This is a genomic window from Psittacicella gerlachiana (assembly GCF_003585965.1).
Lineage (GTDB): Bacteria > Pseudomonadota > Gammaproteobacteria > Enterobacterales > Psittacicellaceae > Psittacicella > Psittacicella gerlachiana.
In genome coordinates this window covers 1-1,174 of the sequence record NZ_NRJF01000134.1, presented here as the reverse complement: position 1 = coordinate 1,174, position 1,174 = coordinate 1, and the positions used below count along the sequence as shown (strand labels likewise).

Below are 1,174 nucleotides of genomic sequence, written 5' to 3'. Positions count from 1 at the left end.
AAACAAAATTCAGAATATAGAAATGAAATTATTAAATTCTTAAACAATGTAAAATTTAAATAATCAAGTATGACAAGTAAAGCTAATGTTGTTAAACTATCTGAAGTAGCTAGTACAATAAAAGGTTATAAAGTTAAGCTAAATCAAATCAACTATGATGGTGAGGGTTATCCTTATATTAGAGGATATAAAGCTTTAGGATATTTATATACAGCACCTATTAGCAGATATACAAAGCATTCAACAAGAATAGTAGAAAAAGATACAATAATAATTTCATCTAGAGGAACTATTGGGTTTATCAATTTGACTCATGTTAAATCTGCTTTGAGTTATGGATTTATTGGAATTAATTCTAAGTTTATCCCTAATGTTTTATTTAAATATGTAGTTGAATTTAATTTACCTCAATTAAATTTAGTAGGTTCAGGGACTACATTTGATGAAATTAATGATAGTCATGTTAATGATATGAAATTGTATCTTCCTGAAGATTTTTATCAAGGTGGCAAATCTCTTCAAGTTTTAAGAAATATCGAGCTTTTAATTGAAAATAATATGAAGCTAAACGATAATTTACTTAATCAAATTAAGCTCATTTATAACATGTGGTTTAATCAGCTGGAATTTCCAAATGAAAATGATAAACCATATAAAAGCTCAGGTGGAAAATTAGAATGGAATGAATTGTTAGAAAGAGAAATTCCTAAAGGTTGGAAAGTAGAAAATTTAAAAACTAATCAACTATGTTCAATCATAAAATCAGGTGTACGACCATTTGAAAAGAAAACATTTTATCCTACAAAATCAGTTCAAGGATGTAGTATTGTTGATTTAGGCGAACAGATATTATTTTCAGATATTAAAAAATATTCTATGGCCAATATGAAACCTACTCAAAACTCTGTATGGTTTAGCATTTTAAAAGATAGTAAAAAGTATTTATTTCTAAATCAAGCAATGATAGATGTCATAGAAAATTCAATTCTTTCAGATGGAATGTTTGGTTTTCAATGTACTGAAAGTAGTTTTGAATATCTTGCTTCTTATATTCTAGATCCTTGGTTTGAATTTAAGAAATCGTACCTTTCACATGGAACAAGATTTCAAAGGATTAATACAGAGGATTTAAAGCAATTATATATACTTATTCCTGACAGTAAAACCTTAGAGA

At 26.6% G+C, this 1,174-nt stretch carries 1 protein-coding gene; it reads left to right on the top strand.

All coding sequences use genetic code 11. The annotated features are described in order from the left end of the window. Positions 1-69: 69 nt before the first annotated feature. Positions 70-1,174, top strand: a 1,105-nt coding sequence (locus CKF59_RS05025; RefSeq protein ID WP_147397124.1) for a restriction endonuclease subunit S, incomplete at its 3' end; no start/stop codon positions are given.